Raw genomic sequence first — 14,012 nt, 5'->3', positions numbered from 1 at the left:
GGGCTTCACGTCCACTCCCTCGAAGGCAGGGTGTAGCGCCGGTCGGGGCGGCCGACCAGATCGAGGAAGGCGTTGAAGACGGCCTCCGCATGCGCCTGCATCGGTGGCAGGTGGGCTTCGGATTCCGCCAGCAGGCGGGCGCTGTCGATGGCATGGCCGTGCGCCGCCAGTTCATCGACATAGGCGCGGTTGCCGAGCCAGCGCGCGATCAGTGGCAGGTCGACTTCAAGATGGAACTGGAAACCGTAGGCGTTGTCGCCGTGGCGGAAGGCCTGCGGCGCGCACTGCCCGGTCTCGGCCAGATGCACGGCGCCTTCGGGGATGTCGAAGCGGTAGCGATGCCACTGGAACACCGGGGCGCCGCAGCCGTAATGCGAGAGCACCGGGTCGCGGCGCCCGGCTTCGGTCAGCGCCAGCGGATGCCAGCCGGTTTCCGGCGCGTCATGCCGGCAGACCGGCGCGCCCAGCACGTGGGCCAGCAGCTGCGCGCCCAGGCAGATGCCGAGCACCGGCTTGCCCTGCCGCAGCATCGCTTCGATCGCGCGCATTTCGGTGGCCAGATGATGGCGATGCGGCTGGTCTTCCACGTTCATCGGCCCGCCGAGCACGATGAGCCCGCGATAGCGGTCCACGTTGGGGACCGCATCGGGTTCGCGCTCGAAATTGACGAAGCGCATCCGGTGGCCGCGCCGGCGGATCAGGGCATCCAGCGTGCCCAGCGGCTCCGCAGCCACATGCTGGAAGACCAACAGGCGCGGCATCGCGACTCAGCGCGGCTTGCGCGGCTTGCGCGGCCCGCGCGGCTTGTCGAAGCCGCCGCCGAAGCCCGGCTTGGGCTTGAACCCGCCGGGCTTGCGCGGACGGTCGCCGCCGTCGTTGTCGAAGCGGCCCTTGCCGGCGAAGCGCGGCTTGCGCACCGGCGCGTCCAGGTCGGCATCGGTGGCGAGCTTCATGCGGATCGGGCGGCCGGCCACGCGCACGTTCTGCAGGAACTGCAGCAGCTCCGGCGGCATGCCTTCGGGCAGGTCGACCAGCGTGTAGTCGTCGCGGATATCGACGCGGCCGATGTAGCGCGCTTCCAGCTCGGCCTCGTTGGCGATGGCGCCGACGATGTTGCCCGGCTTCACGCGATGCTCGTGGCCCACTTCGATGCGATACGTCTGCATGCCGACATCCGGGCCGCCATGCGTGGCGCGCTCGACCCGCGGTGCGCTTTCACCTTCGCGCGTCTTGGGCGCGTAGTCATTGTTGCGGGCGGGGCGCTCGCCGCGTTCGGGGCGGTCGCTGCGCTCGCGCGGCGGGGCCGGCGGCGGATCGTTGGGCAGGAACATCGGCGTGTCGCCCTGTACCAGCTGGGCCAGCGCGGCGGCGATCTCGACCATCGGTACGTTCTGCTCGCGCTCGAAATCCTCCAGCAGGCCGCGGAACATGTCGCTGTCGCTGCCTTCCAGCGCACCGGTGATGCGGTCGCGGAAGCGGGTGACGCGCTGCTGGTTGACGTCCTGCGCGCTCGGCAGCTGCATCGGCTCGATCGGCTGGCGCGTCGCGCGTTCGATGGCGCGCAGCATCCCGCGCTCGCGCGGCGTGACGAACAGGATCGCCTCGCCCTTGCGCCCGGCACGCCCGGTGCGGCCTATGCGGTGGACGTAGCTCTCGGTGTCGTAGGGGATGTCGAAATTCAGCACGTGGGTGATGCGTTCCACGTCCAGCCCGCGTGCGGCGACGTCGGTGGCGACCAGCACGTCGAGCTGGCCGTCCTTGAGGCGCTGGATGGTGCGCTCGCGCGACTTCTGCTCCATGTCGCCGTTGATGGCGGCGGCGGCGATGCCACGCGCGGCCAGCTTCTCCGCCAGTTCCTCGGTGCCGAGCTTGGTGCGCGCGAACACGATCATCGCGTCGAAGGTCTCGGCTTCGAGGATGCGGGTGATCGCGTCCAGCTTGTGCAGGCCGCTGACCAGCCAGTAGCGCTGGCGGATGTTCTCGCCGGTGGTAGTCGTGGCCTTGATCGCCACTTCCTCCGGGTTGCGCAGGTAGGTCTGGGCGATGCGCTTGATCGGCGGCGGCATGGTGGCCGAGAACAGCGCGATCTGGCGCTCCGGCGGGCACTTCTTCACCACCGCCTCGACGTCATCCACAAAGCCCATGCGGAGCATTTCGTCGGCTTCGTCTAGCACCAGGGTGCGCAGCTTGGACAGGTCCAGCGAGCCGCGTTCCAGGTGGTCGATGACGCGACCCGGCGTGCCGACGACGACCTGCACGCCGCGGCGGAGCGCCTGCAGCTGCGGCGTATAGCTCTGGCCGCCGTAGATCGGCAGCACGTGGAAGCCGGGCAGGTGGTGGGCGTATTTCTGGAAGGCCTCGCTGACCTGGATCGCCAGTTCGCGGGTCGGTGCCAGCACCAGTGCCTGCGGCGCGGCCATCTTGGGGTCGATGCGGGCCAGGATCGGCAGCGCGAAGGCGGCGGTCTTGCCGGTGCCGGTCTGGGCCTGGCCCAGCACGTCGCGGCCGGCCAGCAGCGGCGGAATGGTCGCGGCCTGGATCGGCGAGGGGCTCTCGTAGCCGACTTCCGACAGGGCCTTCAGCAGGGTGTCGGGCAGGCCCAGGTCGGTGAAGGCGGGCTTGGCGGCACCCTCGGGGCCGGGTGTTTCAACGCTCATGGCGGGTCTCCTGCGCATGGCGCAAACGAATGGTCGGCCATTCTACGCTTGTTATCCGCAGGGGCCGGCCGCAGGTCATGGGGATGGAACTCCGTTTCGACAACCGTTTCCCGCGCGAATTGCCCGGCGATCCCGAGCCGCGCAACTTCGTGCGCCAGGTCGAGGGCGCGATGTGGTCGCCGCTCACGCCCACGCCGGTCGCCGCCCCACGCGTCATCGCCACCTCGAAAGAGATGCTGGAGACGCTCGGCCTGACCGAAGCCGATGCGGCATCGCCGGCCTTCGCGCAGGTCTTCGGCGGCAACGCCCTGCTGCCCGGCATGCAGCCGCACGCCACCAATTACGGCGGCCACCAGTTCGGCAGCTGGGCCGGGCAACTGGGCGACGGCCGCGCGATCACCCTGGGCGAAGCCATCGCCCCCGATGGCCGGCACTGGGAGCTGCAACTGAAAGGCGCCGGCCAGACCCCGTATTCGCGCCACGCCGATGGCCGCGCGGTGCTGCGTTCGTCGGTTCGCGAATTCCTCTGCAGCGAGGCGATGCACCACCTGGGCATCCCGACCACGCGTGCGCTGTCGCTGGTATCGACCGGCGATGCCGTGGTCCGCGACATGTTCTACGACGGCCACCCGAAGCCGGAACCGGGAGCCATCGTCTGCCGCGCGGCACCTTCGTTCCTGCGCTTCGGGCATTTCGAGCTGCCGTCTTCGCGCGGGGATGTGGCCCTGCTGCGCACCTTGGCCGAGTTCTGCATCGACCGCGATTTCCCGCACTTGAGTAGTCGTGACGATGCGCTGGCTGCGTGGTTCAACGAGATCGCCGTGCGCACCGCGCGGCTGATGGCGGAGTGGATGCGCGTGGGCTTCGTGCACGGGGTGATGAACACCGACAACCTGAGCGTGCTCGGGCTGACCATCGACTACGGGCCGTATGGCTGGATCGACGACTACGATCCCGACTTCACGCCCAACACCACCGACGCGCAGGGGCGCCGCTACCGTTTCGGCTGGCAGCCGCGCATCTCGTTGTGGAACCTGCAAAAGCTGGCCGCCGCGCTGTCGCCCTTGTTCGATGACATCGCGCCGCTGCAGGCGGGGCTGGAGGCCTATGGCCGCGAGTACGGCCGCATGGACCGCGAGAACACCGCGCGCAAACTTGGGCTGGCCGAATGCCGCGACGACGATCTGGCCCTGATGCGCGACCTGCAGGCGTGGATGCAACGTGCCGAAGTGGACATGACGATCTTCTTCCGCGCGCTGTCTGATGCAGGGGATGTGGCTTCGCCGGAGGTGTTCGCCGATGCCTTCTACGACGACGCCAAGCGCGATGCGCATGCGGATGAGCTGGCCGGCTGGCTGGCCCGCTATCGCGCGCGACTGGCCGACAACGCCTTCGATGAGGCGACACGCCGGGAGACGATGCGGCAGGCCAACCCGAAGTACATCCTGCGCAACTGGCTGGCGCAGGCGGCTATCGAGCGGGCGGAGGCGGGTGACGAAGCAGGCATCCACGATCTGTTGGAAGTGATGCGGCACCCGTACGACGACCAGCCGGGTCGCGAATATTTCGCCGGCAAGCGCCCGGACTGGGCGCGCGAAAAGGCGGGGTGTTCGATGTTGTCGTGTTCGTCCTGACGGGTGATGCCCGTTGGCTGACACGCCTTGAATCCGCACGATTGCGGACGCCGCTCGTCACACACCGAATTCGCATGGCTGCGTGGCGTTGTTGCCACGCCCTGTACCTCTCTGATTGCGTGACAGCAGGTCCGGGGGAGCGCATGGGGACTCGAGCGCGGCGTCCTGCCGCGCTCAAGCCAGACCGGTCGTATCCGGACCTCGACTGATGCGTGTCGATTTTTGTGCTTCTCCAGACTAGAAGCGAAACGAGGCCCGCCGCATCACGCTTCCACTTACACGCGTACATTCCTGAGCACACTCCAGATTGGAAACGCGACCGCATCTCGACTCACCCGGATTCGCCCGCAACGCGTCCAACGCCGCCATCCCCCGTAAAATCCCCGCATGCCCCTCATTACCTTCAATGCCGTCGACTACAGCGTCGGCGGCCCGCTGCTGCTCGAACAGGTCGATCTGGCCATCGAGCCCGGCGAACGCATCGCGCTGATCGGCCGCAACGGCGCCGGCAAGTCCACCCTGATGAAGCTGATCAGCGGCGACATCAAACCCGACGACGGCGACATCCGCCTCGAATCCGGTGTCCGCATCGCGCGGCTGGAACAGGAAGTGCCGATCGGCGCATCCGGCAGCGTGTTCGACGTGGTGGCCGAAGGCCTGGGCGATGCCGGTGCGTTGCTGGCGCGCTACCACCACCTCATCCACGAAGCCGACATCGACACCGACCAGCTGGCCGACGTGCAGGCGAAGATCGAAGCCGTGCAGGGCTGGTCGCTGGACCAGCGCGTCGGCGAGACCCTGCAACGGCTGGAGCTGGATGGCGATGCCGACTTCGGGCGGCTGTCCGGCGGCATGAAACGCCGCGTGCTGCTGGCGCGCGCGCTGGTCGCCGAGCCCGACCTGCTGCTGCTGGACGAGCCCACCAACCACCTCGACATCGCCGCGATCGACTGGCTCGAAGGCTTCCTGAAAGGCTGGAGCGGGGCGCTGGTGTTCGTCACCCATGACCGCCGGTTCCTGCGGCAACTGGCCACGCGCATCGTCGAGATCGACCGTGGCCGCGTCAGCAGTTGGCCGGGGGATTGGGACAACTACCTGCGCCGCCGCGAAGAGCGCCTGCATTCCGAAGCGCAGGAAAACGCGCGCTTCGACAAGCTGCTGGCGCAGGAGGAAGCGTGGATCCGGCAGGGCATCAAGGCGCGCCGGACCCGCGACGAAGGCCGGGTGCGCCGCCTGAAGGCGATGCGCAACGAACGCGCCGCGCGCCGCGAACAGACCGGCAAGGTGCGGATGGAAGTAGCGGAAAGCCAGTCCTCCGGGAAGAAGGTGATCGAAGTGAAGGACGTGTCCTTCGCGCATGGGGCGGCGCCGCTGGTGCGCGGCCTCGACACCGTGGTGCTGCGCGGCGACCGCATCGGCCTGATCGGGCCCAACGGCAGCGGCAAGACCACGCTGCTCAAGCTGCTGCTGGGCGAGCTGCAACCCGATGCCGGCGAAGTGAGGCAGGGCACGCAGCTGCAGGTCGCCTATTTCGACCAGTACCGCGCCACCCTGCGCGAGGACTGGAACGCGCTTGAAAACGTCTCCGAAGGCCAGGAATTCGTGGAGATCGGCGGCAAGCGCAAGCATGTCATCGGCTACCTGCAGGACTTCCTGTTCACGCCGGAACGCGCGCGTGCGCCGATCACCCGGCTGTCCGGCGGCGAGCGCAACCGGCTGCTGCTGGCCAAGTTGTTCGCGCAGCCGTCCAACCTGCTGGTGATGGACGAACCGACCAACGATCTCGATGTCGAGACACTGGAGCTGCTGGAAGAACTGCTGGCCGACTACCCCGGCACGCTGCTCATGGTCAGCCACGACCGCGAGTTCCTCGACAACGTGGTGACGTCCACCCTGGTGATGGAAGGGGGAGGTCGCATCGGTGAGTACGTCGGCGGTTACAGCGATTGGCTGCGGCAACGGCCTGATGCGTCGCTCGCGTCGAAGCCGGTCGCGGCGACGAAACCGGCCGTGCCCGAAGCCGCATCGCCCATCCCTGTCGCATCGGCAAGGAAGAAGCTCGGCTACAAGGAAACCCGCGAGCTGGAGGCGCTGCCCGGCCGCATCGAAGCGCTGGAAGCCGACATCGCCCAACACACCGCGCGGATGAACGAGCCCGCCTATTTCCAGCGCGATGCCGCCGCCGTGCAGGCCGACAACGACGCGCTCGCGGCGATGCAGGCCGAGCTCGACGCCGCCTATGTCCGCTGGCAGGAACTCGACGGCGACTGAGCTGAGGTCCGCGTCAAGCTGAACCGGTCGACGCGGTTCATGCGGCCGCTGACCTGTCGTTCACCGGGGCGGTGGCCAGATGGCCGCATCCCTCGACAGGAGAACGCCATGACCCGTCTGCGCACTTCACTTTCCGCCGTGGCCGCGCTGGCTGCCGCGCTTTCATTGTCCGGCTGCATGAGCGTCGGTGGGCTGGGCGGATATCCCGGTGGCAGCGGTGGCTATCCGGGCGGCCAGTATCCGGGGCAGGGCTATCCGCCTTCGCAGCCCGGCTACGGGCAGGCGATCACCGGCAACGTGGATGGCGTGGACCACGCCAACGCACGCTTCATGCTGCGCAGCGATGGCGGCTATGGCAGCAGTGGTGGCCGCATCGAAATGTATTACGACCGCAACACCGTCGCGTCCTACCAGGGCCGGCAGGTGGCACCGAACGGACTGGAGAACGGCGACCGCATCCGCGTGGAAGCCGTGCAGTCCAGCGGGCGCTGGTGGGCGCGCAGCATCGAAGTGCTGCAGGACGTGCGCGGCGGCGGTTCGCCGGTCTACGGCAACACGCTGGGTGGCGCGGTGACCTACATCGACACCCGCAACCAGGTCATCAACTTCACGCGTGGCGGTTACAGCGGCAGCAATGACCGCGTGCGCTACGACCAGTACACCGTGGTCGAATACCGCGGCCAGCGTTATCAGGTGTCCCAGCTGGAACGTGGCGATGTGATCCGCATCGAAGGCCGCGCCGTCGGCAATGGCGAGTATCTGGCCCAGCGCATCATCGTCGACACCAGCGTGCGCGAGCGCTGACCGGCACTTTCATCAGTTGGAAAATGGGGAAGCCGGCTTGTGCCGGCTTCTTCGCATCTGCATTCCTTCGATGCTTATCCGGATGATGCGTCGTCTTCGTCCTGGTCTTCGTCGGGGATGTGCGCCAGGCTCAGCAGCGACCACATCGCCACGCCGTCGGCGGCCCAACGCGCGCTGGCTTCTTCAAGAATGTCGCAGAGGGTGGATTCGAGTTCCGGCGCACGCGCATGCAGCTGGTCCATGCCGCGCCAGACCAGCAGGCGCGGCGTCGATTCGCCCAGCCATGACAGGTCGTTGAGCGCATCGGCCAGCGCATCCCAGTTGCCGCCCCAGCCGGCCGGAAACTGCAGCGCCTCGCCGATCCGCGCCAGCAGCGTCGGCTTGTCGTCGATGCCATGCAAGTCGATGTCGTGGATGGCCACGAACTCGTCCTGCGCCAGCGCCATCAACGGCACGACATCGGCACGCATCACGCGATAGACGCCGGCCTGGCGCGGGTCGCGCAGATCGAGCGGGTGCTGCTCGTTGTCGCTCATGGCTGCACCTCGATGCGGCGGAAGCTGTCGTAATGGTCGTCGGTGTAATACCACTCGCGCGGCGGGTTGCCGCCGGTGACGATGCGGCGCGCGCCGCGATGCGAGAGGCCGGGCGTGTCGTGTCCACGGTGTATTCGCGGTACCAGCCACGCGGCTGGCGCGGCAGCCGGCCTTCGCGGTTGCCGAAGGTCGCGCCGTCCTGCCGGTGCGGGAACGGGCCGCCACGCTGGATCAGGGCGATGGTGTCCAGCGCTTCGCGCGGCAGCCGGGCATCGCGGGAGACACGCGGTTGCGGCGCCTCGTTGCGCGACGCGGGGGCCTGCTGGCCGGCGGGTGCGGGCAGCGGTGTGTCGGAGCCGGAATGACCGGCCCGGTTCAGCCACCACGACAGGGCCAGGCCCGCCAACAGCAGCAAGGGGAGTAACCAAGGATTCCTGCGCATCGGCAAAGTCTAGGTCAGCTGCGCGGTGCTGTGGTCAGCGCCCGGACAGCAGGGCGTGTTCGCGGATCGCTGTCGGGTTGCTGCCGTTGCCGACGCGCCCTTTGGCATGATGGCCGTCGGGTTGTCGAGGGTCGTGGGGGATGCCCCGGTCGGCCCTCGTGATCGCGGGCAGGGTTCCATTCGAGCTGAGGTCGGAGATATGACATCCAAACTTCCACCCGAACGCATCCCGGCCATCGATGCCTATCTGGATGCGGCCAACCCCGATTTCCGGCCCATGCTCGCCGCCCTGCGCGACGCCGTGCACCGCGCCTGCCCGCAGGCCGAGGAAGCGATCAAATGGGGGATGCCGACCTTCCTCTATCGCGGCAAGATCCTGTGCGGCATGGCGGCCTTCAAGCAGCACATGTCGTTCGGCTACTGGCAGCACGCCGAGGTGCTGGGCGAGGCGGCATCGGCAGCCCGCACCGGCATGGGCAGCTACGGCAAGCTGCGCACCGCCGCCGACATCCCCAAGCCCGCGCTGTTGAAGTCGCATATCAGGCGCGCGATGCAGTTGATCGATGAAGCCGCGGCCGGCACCGCGTCAGCCAGGCCGAGGCCCGCGCGAACGGCCAGGCCCGAAGCCGTCCCGCCGCCCGGATTCGCCGCCGCGCTGAAGGCCCATCCCGTCGCCCGCAAGCATTTCGAAGCCTTCCCGCCGGGCCAGCGCCGCGAATACATCGACTGGATCAACGAGGCCATGCGCGACGACACCCGCGAACGCCGCATCGCCCAGGCCATCGAGTGGCTGGGCGAGGGCAAGCGCCGCAACTGGAAATACGAAAACTGCTGAGGTGCTCAGTCCGGCGCGCGTTCGACGCGGATGACCGGATAGCGCAGGTAATCGCGGTCGTAGGCCGGGTGCAGGCGATAGAAGAAGTCCAGCCGGTCGGCGGGGGATTTGGCGAAGTCGGCGTCCTCGCGCAGGCGCTTGTCGAAGGCGGCCTTCAGCGCCGGATCACGCGCGAGCATCGCTTCGGCCTGCTCCTCGGCGACGTAGTCCTCCATGTATTCCTTCTGCTCGAAGGCGTTGTTCATTTCGCCCCAACCGGCGATGGCATCCGGCGCCTGCGGTTCCAGCAGGTTCATCACCAGCCGCGCCTTCGGCTGCGCGATCGGCACGAACAACGCGCCGGCCAGCAGGTCGCGCCGCTCCGGCTGCCATGCGCCTTCCAGCGCCACGCGTTGGTGGCCTTCGACCGAAGCCGGCGAGAACCTGGCGGAGGTGGCGCGGAAGGTCTCAGCCGCCACATCCTTCAGCGGCCCTCGCAGCGTGCGGTATTCGATGCCATGCACCTGCAGCTTCGGCGCGACGTAGGGCGCCCATGCCACCGGCACCAGATAGCCCGCGCCCGGCGCCTTCACCTGCAGGGCCGGGGCCACCTGGTCGCGCAGCGGAATCCTCCACACCTGCGGCTTCGTTTCGTCGTAGCGCGTCATCAACGCGCCGGAAATCGCCGACGGCGTGCGGGTGTAGGCATAGCCCTGGAAATCGATGGTGCGGGCATCGTCCAACACCTTCCAGGCCAGTGGCACCGGCTGCCCGGCGAGCTTGGCCGCGCGCAGGTCCGCCGCCTTCGCGGTGGCCGACCAGTCGCCGCCGTGGGCCGCGACCAGCTCCAGCAGGTCGAGCACGGTGTTGCGGGTGGTGCGGACGCGCTCGGGATAGGTGCGCCAGCTGTGGGTCTCGACCAGGATGCCGATGCGGTTGCGCAGCACGAAATAGCCGTGCGAGAAGCGCGGCGTGGACACGCCTTCGGAGAAGCCGGAAGCCGGGTCGTCCTCTTCCACGAAGCTCGGGTAGAACGGCACCGGCATCGAACCCTGCGCGGTGAGCCGGGTGAGGATGCCGTCGCGCAGTGCGCGCCCGGCCTGCTGCAGCCCGGCATCGCCGCTGTTCACCGGCTGCGCGGTGATCGAGACATCGTGCTGGAACTTGGCGCCGTCGGTGACGTGCAGGTCCATCGCCACCAGCGGGTCCCAGGCGTTGACCAGCCGCAGCATCGCCTGCATTTCCGGCGCGTCCGCCTTCACGTAATCGCGGTTGAGGTTGTAGCGCTGGGCGGTGGTGCGGAAGCCCATTTCCTCCGGCCCGCGCTGGTTGGGGCGGTTCCAGGCGCGGAAGTTCTCGTGGCCGTCCACGTTGAACACCGGCACGAAGACCAGCACCTGGCGATCCAGCGCGCCCTTCGCGACCTGGCCGGCCAGCAGTTCGCGCAGCAACCAGAACACCGCGTCCTTGCCGTCGATCTCGCCCGCATGGATGCCGCCCTGCACCAGCACCACCGGCAAACCCTTGGCCTTGGCCGCCGCCGGGGTCAGCGCGCCGGACGTCGACACCGCCAGCGCCTTCATCGGCCGGCCTTCCGGCGTGGTGCCGAAGTCGAAGCAGCTGACCGATGCAGGGTAGGCCTTGGCGAAGGCGCCGCAGAGCGCGATCACTTCGTCGTAGCGCCCGGTCTTCTGGAAGCCGCTGCGTTCCGAGAGCGTGGTCAGCGCGCCCTTGGAGGGTGGCGCGGCCTGCGCGGACAGGCCCGCGAGCGCCAGGCCGACGGCGAGGATGAGCGGGACGGAGCGGGCGGATTGCGCCATGTCATGCACCTGCGGTGACGAAAGCCCGATGGTAGCCGCGCCGGGCCATGGGGAAGGGGGCCCGAAGGTCATGCCATCATGTGACCCATGCAGATGAACGACGACACGCTTTATTACTCCCCGGGCGCGGCCAGTTTCGCGGTGCATTGGCTGCTCATCGAGCTGGACCGCCCGCACCGGCTGGCGCTGGTCGATACGAAGTCCGGCCAGCAGAAGGCGCCGGAATACCTCGCGCTCAACCCGAATGGCGTGGTCCCGACCCTGGTGACCGGCGGCGTGCCGCGTTTCGAGGCCGCCGCGCTGCTGATGACCCTGGCCGATGCCGACCGCGCGCATCGCCTCGCACCCGCCATCGACGACCCGAAGCGCGCCGACTACACCCAGTGGATGTTCCACCTCGCCAACGCGGTGCAGCCCTTGTTCCGGTTGTGGTGGTACCCGCAGGAACCGGCCGGCGAGTCCCAGCGCGAGGCCGTGCATGCGCACACCGCGCCGCGCATCGAGGCCGCCTGGCAGCGGCTCGACGACCACCTCGCCGCGCACGGCCCCTATCTTCTGGGCGATGCGCCTTCGGCGGCCGACATCTACCTGACCATGCTGCTGCGCTGGTCGCGCGGCATGCCGAAGCCTGGTGACAGCTGGCCGCATCTGGGCGAGCTGGCCCGGCGGATGAAGGCGCGCCCGGCCTTCGCCGAAACCTATGCACGCGAAGGCCTCGAAGAGTGGCGCTGAGCCCGCTTCGCCATTCCCCATCGACCCATTGACCCGACCAGGAGCCGCCCGATGAACGCGACCCCGACCGCCGCGCGACTGCGCGACTGCCGCGCCAGATCCCCTACATCATGGGCAACGAGGCGTGCGAACGCTTCAGCTTCTACGGGATGCGCAACATCCTGGTGCAGTTCCTGGTGAGCAGCGTGCTGCTGGCCTACCTGCCCGAATCCGAACGGCAGGGCATGGCGAAGGAGGTCTTCCACACCTTCGTGATCGGCGTGTACTTCTTCCCGCTGCTCGGCGGCTGGCTGTCGGACCGGTTCTTCGGCAAATACAACACGGTGCTGTGGTTCTCGCTGATCTACTGCGCCGGCCACGCTTGCCTGGCGCTGTTCGAGGCCAATCGCACCGGCTTCTACACCGGCCTGTTCCTGATCGCGCTGGGCTCGGGCGGCATCAAGCCGCTGGTGGTGAGCTTCGTCGGCGACCAGTTCGACCAGTCCAACAAGCACCTTGCCAAGATCGTCTTCGACTTCTTCTACTGGACGATCAACTTCGGCAGCTTCTTCGCCAGCCTGTTGATGCCGCTGTTCCTGCGCAACTTCGGGCCGTCGGTGGCGTTCGGCATTCCGGGCATCCTGATGGGCATCGCCACGCTGCTGTTCTGGCTGGGCCGGAAGCAATACGTGCGCGTGCCGCCGACCGAGGGCAAGGATCCGCACTCCTTCTACAACGTGGCGAAGACCGCGCTGACCCGCCAGTTGCCGGGGCAGGGCAGGCCGGGCTGGTGGGTGGCGATGCTGGGCTTCGCCATTGCCGCGGCGCTGCTGCTGATCGCGCTGCCGCTGCTGTTCGGCGCCGAGCTGTCGTTCTGGCCGGAGGACTTCGGCTTCGTGGTGACCGCGTGCCTGGCCTTGGGTGCGGTGATCCTGTTCGGCGGGATCGGCGTGTCGATGCAGCTTGACCGCGCCCGCGGCGTGCATCCGGATGAATCGGTGGACAGCGTGCGCTCGGTGCTGCGCATCCTGATCATCTTCGCGCTGACCACGCCGTTCTGGTCGCTGTTCGACCAGAAGGCCTCGACCTGGGTGCTGCAGGGCAAGGACATGCACGTCCCGCACGAAGCCTGGTGGTGGCCCAGCTTCCTGGTGAAGGAAGCCGGCCAGATGCAGGCGCTCAACCCGCTGCTGATCATGCTGCTGATCCCCTTCAACAACATCGTGCTGTACCCGCTGCTGCGCCGTATGGGCTTCGACCCCACGCCGCTGCGCCGCATGGGCTGGGGCATCGCCTTCGCCGGTATCGCCTGGGTGATCGCCGGCTTCATCCAGCTGCAGATGGACAGTGGCGCGCAGACGTCGCTGGCCTCGCAGTTCTGGCCCTACCTGCTGCTGACCTTCGGCGAGGTGCTGGTCTCGGCCACCGCGCTGGAGTTCGCCTACAGCCAGGCCACGGCGGCGATGAAGGGCGTGATCATGGCTTTCTGGTACCTGACCAGCACCTTCGGCAACCTGTGGGTGCTGCTGACCAACGCGCTGGTGCGCAATGAGTCGATGTCGCAGCGGATCGCCGCCACCGGGTTCTCGGAGAACGCCTTCCTGATGTTCTTCTTCGCGGTGTTCGCCTTCATCGCGGCGCTGGCGTTCGCGCTCTACGCGCGCAACTACCGCATGCAGGACAACTACCGGGCGGCGGGCGTCGCCGCATGATGACGCTGGCGATCATCGCGGTGACCGTGCTGGTCTCGTGGCTGGCGTTCAACAACCGGCGGCTGGAGGACCGGCTGATCCTGTGGCCGCCGGCGATCAGCCGCCAGCGCCAGGTTGACCGCCTGCTCACGCACGGCTTCATCCATGCCGACTGGCAGCACCTGCTGTTCAACATGATCACGCTGTTCTTCTTCGGGCGGATGGTCGAGCAGGTGTTCGGAGGCGGTATCGGCGGGATGCTCGGCTTCCTGTTCTTCTACCTGTCGGCGATCGTGATGGCGATCCTGCCCACCTACCTGCGGCATCGCGGCGATGCGCATTACCGGAGCCTGGGGGCTTCGGGCGGCGTGTCGGCGGTGCTGTTCGCCTTCATCCTGCTGGCGCCGTGGGCGAAGATGATCATCTTCCCGATCCCGGTGCCGATCCCGGCGATCATTTACGGCGTGCTCTACGTCGCCTATTCGATCTGGATGGACAAGCGCGGCGGCGACAGCGTCAACCACAGTGCCCACCTGTTCGGTGCGGCCTACGGCGTGCTTTTCATGCTGGTGACGCAACCGGGCGTGCTGCCCGGCTTCGTGCGGCAACTGGGCGGCTGAGCCGCCCGTCGA

At 67.9% G+C, this 14,012-nt stretch carries 11 protein-coding genes and 1 pseudogene; 7 read left to right on the top strand and 5 right to left on the bottom strand.

All coding sequences use genetic code 11. The annotated features are described in order from the left end of the window. Positions 1-5 precede the first annotated feature (5 nt). Both DCD74_RS04930 and DCD74_RS04925 read right to left on the bottom strand, forming a co-directional pair. Positions 6-761, bottom strand: a complete 756-nt coding sequence (locus tag DCD74_RS04930; RefSeq protein ID WP_112926339.1) for a type 1 glutamine amidotransferase — start codon at positions 759-761, stop codon at positions 6-8. Positions 762-767: 6 nt separating this feature from the next. Beyond that, the gene (locus DCD74_RS04925; RefSeq protein ID WP_112926338.1) at positions 768-2,657 is read right to left on the bottom strand and encodes a DEAD/DEAH box helicase; all 1,890 of its coding nucleotides are present in this window, start codon (positions 2,655-2,657) and stop codon (positions 768-770) included. Positions 2,658-2,740: 83 nt separating this feature from the next. On the opposite strand from DCD74_RS04925, the gene DCD74_RS04920 reads away from it, so the two are divergent. The 3 genes from DCD74_RS04920 (at position 2,741) to DCD74_RS04910 (ending at position 7,366) form a co-directional block, all read left to right on the top strand. Continuing rightward, positions 2,741-4,291, top strand: coding sequence for a protein adenylyltransferase SelO (locus DCD74_RS04920; protein ID WP_112926337.1), 1,551 nt, complete (start codon positions 2,741-2,743; stop codon positions 4,289-4,291). Positions 4,292-4,678: 387 nt separating this feature from the next. Then, on the top strand, positions 4,679-6,562 hold the full coding sequence (locus DCD74_RS04915; RefSeq protein WP_112926336.1) for an ATP-binding cassette domain-containing protein: 1,884 nt from the start codon (positions 4,679-4,681) through the stop codon (positions 6,560-6,562). A 108-nt stretch (positions 6,563-6,670) separates the two neighbouring features. Continuing rightward, positions 6,671-7,366, top strand: a complete 696-nt coding sequence (locus DCD74_RS04910; protein ID WP_112926335.1) for a DUF5666 domain-containing protein — start codon at positions 6,671-6,673, stop codon at positions 7,364-7,366. 74 nt (positions 7,367-7,440) lie between these two features. Here DCD74_RS04910 and DCD74_RS04905 read toward each other — a convergent pair whose 3' ends face one another. Both DCD74_RS04905 and DCD74_RS04900 read right to left on the bottom strand, forming a co-directional pair. Then, positions 7,441-7,902, bottom strand: coding sequence for a barstar family protein (locus DCD74_RS04905; protein WP_237049656.1), 462 nt, complete (start codon positions 7,900-7,902; stop codon positions 7,441-7,443). Then, positions 7,899-8,344, bottom strand: a pseudogene (locus DCD74_RS04900) (ribonuclease domain-containing protein). Before DCD74_RS04900 ends, DCD74_RS04905 begins: the two are co-directional and overlap by 4 nt. A 199-nt stretch (positions 8,345-8,543) precedes the next feature. Here DCD74_RS04900 and DCD74_RS04895 point away from each other — a divergent pair. After that, positions 8,544-9,179: a YdeI/OmpD-associated family protein gene (locus tag DCD74_RS04895; protein ID WP_112926334.1), complete on the top strand. Its 636-nt coding sequence runs from the start codon at positions 8,544-8,546 to the stop codon at positions 9,177-9,179. Between the two features lie 5 nt (positions 9,180-9,184). On the opposite strand, the gene DCD74_RS04890 is transcribed toward DCD74_RS04895, so the two are convergent. After that, on the bottom strand, positions 9,185-10,978 hold the full coding sequence (locus DCD74_RS04890; protein ID WP_112926333.1) for a M14 family metallopeptidase: 1,794 nt from the start codon (positions 10,976-10,978) through the stop codon (positions 9,185-9,187). Between the two features lie 93 nt (positions 10,979-11,071). On the opposite strand from DCD74_RS04890, the gene DCD74_RS04885 reads away from it, so the two are divergent. The 3 genes from DCD74_RS04885 (at position 11,072) to DCD74_RS04875 (ending at position 14,000) form a co-directional block, all read left to right on the top strand. Then, complete coding sequence (locus DCD74_RS04885) at positions 11,072-11,710, top strand: glutathione S-transferase family protein (protein ID WP_112927666.1); 639 nt, start codon at positions 11,072-11,074, stop codon at positions 11,708-11,710. Between the two features lie 110 nt (positions 11,711-11,820). Further along, positions 11,821-13,401, top strand: coding sequence for a POT-type proton-dependent oligopeptide transporter (locus tag DCD74_RS04880; protein ID WP_112926332.1), 1,581 nt, complete (start codon positions 11,821-11,823; stop codon positions 13,399-13,401). Further along, positions 13,398-14,000 (top strand): rhomboid family intramembrane serine protease, encoded by a 603-nt coding sequence (locus DCD74_RS04875; RefSeq protein ID WP_112926331.1) that lies wholly within the window; start codon positions 13,398-13,400, stop codon positions 13,998-14,000. Before DCD74_RS04880 ends, DCD74_RS04875 begins: the two co-directional genes overlap by 4 nt. The last annotated feature ends 12 nt before the right edge of the window (positions 14,001-14,012 follow it).

The sequence above is a fragment of the Lysobacter oculi genome (assembly GCF_003293695.1).
In the GTDB taxonomy this organism is placed as follows: domain Bacteria; phylum Pseudomonadota; class Gammaproteobacteria; order Xanthomonadales; family Xanthomonadaceae; genus Solilutibacter; species Solilutibacter oculi.
The sequence above is the reverse complement of the archived record's forward strand: the minus strand, read 5'-3'. Positions and strand labels throughout refer to the sequence as shown.

Bases quoted from the DNA above. Each gene is read 5' to 3' on its own strand.
- DCD74_RS04890 (WP_112926333.1), bottom strand. From the start codon at position 10,978: ATGGCGCAATCCGCCCGCTCCGTCCCGCTCATCCTCGCCGTCGGCCTG.
- DCD74_RS04920 (WP_112926337.1), top strand. From the start codon at position 2,741: ATGGAACTCCGTTTCGACAACCGTTTCCCGCGCGAATTGCCCGGCGAT.
- DCD74_RS04910 (WP_112926335.1), top strand. From the start codon at position 6,671: ATGACCCGTCTGCGCACTTCACTTTCCGCCGTGGCCGCGCTGGCTGCC.
- DCD74_RS04875 (WP_112926331.1), top strand. From the start codon at position 13,398: ATGATGACGCTGGCGATCATCGCGGTGACCGTGCTGGTCTCGTGGCTG.
- DCD74_RS04915 (WP_112926336.1), top strand. From the start codon at position 4,679: ATGCCCCTCATTACCTTCAATGCCGTCGACTACAGCGTCGGCGGCCCG.
- DCD74_RS04895 (WP_112926334.1), top strand. From the start codon at position 8,544: ATGACATCCAAACTTCCACCCGAACGCATCCCGGCCATCGATGCCTAT.
- DCD74_RS04880 (WP_112926332.1), top strand. From the start codon at position 11,821: ATGGGCAACGAGGCGTGCGAACGCTTCAGCTTCTACGGGATGCGCAAC.
- DCD74_RS04885 (WP_112927666.1), top strand. From the start codon at position 11,072: ATGAACGACGACACGCTTTATTACTCCCCGGGCGCGGCCAGTTTCGCG.
- DCD74_RS04930 (WP_112926339.1), bottom strand. From the start codon at position 761: ATGCCGCGCCTGTTGGTCTTCCAGCATGTGGCTGCGGAGCCGCTGGGC.
- DCD74_RS04905 (WP_237049656.1), bottom strand. From the start codon at position 7,902: ATGAGCGACAACGAGCAGCACCCGCTCGATCTGCGCGACCCGCGCCAG.
- DCD74_RS04925 (WP_112926338.1), bottom strand. From the start codon at position 2,657: ATGAGCGTTGAAACACCCGGCCCCGAGGGTGCCGCCAAGCCCGCCTTC.